The sequence below is a fragment of the Hugenholtzia roseola DSM 9546 genome, assembly GCF_000422585.1.
GTDB lineage: Bacteria > Bacteroidota > Bacteroidia > Cytophagales > Bernardetiaceae > Hugenholtzia > Hugenholtzia roseola.
In genome coordinates, this window is the sequence record NZ_AUGI01000081.1 from 1 (window position 1) to 2054 (window position 2054).

The 2054-nt window shown below is 35.8% G+C and carries 1 protein-coding gene; it reads left to right on the forward strand.

The features are described 5' to 3' along the window. Nucleotides 1-323 precede the first annotated feature (323 nt). Entirely contained in the window at nucleotides 324-1856 is a 1533-nt protein-coding gene (locus tag G500_RS24950; protein WP_051203378.1) for a DNA-methyltransferase, read from the forward strand. Nucleotides 1857-2054: the final 198 nt, after the last annotated feature.

The window sequence follows — 2054 nt, forward strand, 5'->3', positions numbered from 1 at the left end:
ATTTTAGAAGGTGCTGCTAACAAGTTCATTGCCAAAATAACAGGCTTAACAGTTGAGCAAATAGAACAACTACGTGCAGAACTGAAAAATAAAAACTAATAACAACATTATTTCAGTAACTGAAAATTAGCGAAAATAAAAAGCGACTAAGGTGCTTATTTATAGTTTGGTTTTTATATTTATTTTTTACTATCAGTCTTAAATTTAACCCTTTCCAAAAACACCCTTACAAATTTTAACTACAAAAGAAGGAAAGAAAAATTTGTGTCCTTCTGAAAAAAGGTGTAACTTGCAGGGAATGTACCGAAAAAAGGAAAAATAAAATGACAATAAACAAACTGATTTTAGGCGACTGTTTGGAAGTCTTGAAAACGATAGAAAGCGAAACAGTGGATTTAATCTACATAGACCCCCCTTTTTTCTCAAACCGAACCTATGAAATCATTTGGGGAGATACAGGCGAGGTGCGCAGCTTTGAAGACCGATTTTCGGGAGGCATAGACCATTATATTGCTTGGCTCAAAGAGCGAATACAAGAAATGCACCGAATTTTGAAACCTACAGGTTCTATTTTCGTGCATTGCGATTGGCATGCAAACGCCTATATCAGAGTCTATATTTTGGATAAAATTTTTGGAAATAATAATTATGTAAATGAAATTATATGGTATTACTATAACAAATTTCAAGGAAATATCAATAAACTTGCGGCAAACCACGATATTATTTATTGGTATGCTAAAAGTAAGAAATTTACTTTTAATAAAATCAAAGAAAAAAGAGATGAAAAAATCAAGCAAATAAAAAGAGTTTGGGATAAAGAAACTTCTAAAATAGTTAATGCCAAAGATGAAAATGGAAAAGTGCAGTACATTGAAACAGACGAAAGAACAGTAGATGATGTTTGGCGAATTTCAATGTTACAACCTGCGGACAAAAAAGAGCGGATAGGCTATCCTACACAAAAACCAGAGGCAATTTTAGAAAGAGTAATCAACTTGGCAAGTAACGAAGGAGATACCATTTTGGACTGCTTTGTGGGGGGCGGCACAACGGTAGCCGTAGCCGACAAACTCAATCGGAATTGGGTAGGAATAGACCAAAGTGTGCAGGCGATAAAAGTTACAGAATTTAGGTTAAATAAACAACAAAGTTTGTTTTCAAGACCCTTTACGGTGCAGTTACACAAGTACGATTATGACACTTTGCGTTACAAAGATGCCTTTGAGTTTGAAACTTGGATAGTGGGGCAGTTTGATGGCATTTCCAACGCCAAACAGCGCGGCGATTTAGGGCTTGATGGCAGAACAAGAGAAAATCAGCCTATCCAAGTAAAACGTAGCGATAATGTTGGGCGAAATGTCATAGACAATTTTAAATCGGCTTGTGAAAGATACGATAAAACAAATTACGAAAAAAATAAAACAGAAAATAAACCTGTTGGCTTTATCATTGCGTTTTCTTTTGGCAGAGGTGCGATTCAGGAAGTAGCCAGATTGAAAAACGAGGAAAATGTTATCATCAAATTGGTAACAGTGGAGGAGATTGTGCCGATTGCCAAAAAACCGACTTTAAAAGTAGAAGTCAAAGATTTAGGGGAAGCGAAAGGGTCGCGAAAAATTGAATTTGCAGCAGCAGGGCAAAGTGATGCAGGAATTGAATTTTATGCTTGGGATTTTGCCTACCAAGAGCCGAATTTTATACCCGAAATCTTACTTGATAAAGCAGGCAAACAAACCTATTTATTTAAAGCAGGCGAACACAAAATCGCAGTAAAAGTGGTTGATAATGAAGGACTCGAAAGTTTGGAAGTGGTCAAACTCAAAATAAATGGGGTAGTATCCACCTCAAAATAGCGTATTTCAGAGCTAATAGTTTTCAAAAAGTGGTTAATTCTGAATCTGACAAGTCTTTTTCGCTGGTTTTGCTTATCTTTGCCAAAAAGCTTTTAACTACAAAACCATGAGCAAAAAACTAATTCGTTTTGATTGGGCAATGAAAAAGATGCTGCGCCATAAGGCAAATTTTGGCATCTTGGAAGGTTTTTTATCGGA

What these genes read in the sequence shown, in the direction of transcription:
- G500_RS24950 (WP_051203378.1), top strand. Translation starts at nt 324, where the DNA reads ATGACAATAAACAAACTGATTTTAGGCGACTGTTTGGAAGTCTTGAAA.